Source organism: Pseudomonas sp. AC083 (genome assembly GCF_979253165.1).
Window position 1 is genome coordinate 1 of the sequence record NZ_CEEDDH010000244.1, and the last position, 252, is coordinate 252.

Consider the following 252-nt stretch of genomic DNA (forward strand, 5'->3'; position numbering starts at 1 on the left):
GGTGACCAGCCACTGGGCCCGCCACCAGCCGACGGCCCGTTCGTTCAGCGCCTCGCGCGGCGGCCGCAGCCGCACCTCGTTCTCCCCCGGCCCCGTCATCGCAGTCCGCTCCCTACGCCCGCAGCGAGCGGTACGCGGCGACGAGCGCGGCGGTCGACCCGTCGAGGTCGTCACCGCCCTGCCCGCTGGTCAGCACCGGCTCGATCCGCTTGGCGAGGACCTTGCCGAGCTCGACGCCCCACTGGTCGAAGG

General features: G+C 75.0%; 1 protein-coding gene. It reads right to left on the reverse strand.

Annotated elements, in window-relative coordinates; all coding sequences use genetic code 11:
- Nucleotides 1-112: 112 nt before the first annotated feature.
- On the reverse strand, nucleotides 113-252 hold a 140-nt coding region (locus AC0IXA_RS27855; protein WP_471814972.1), incomplete at its 5' end, for a hypothetical protein.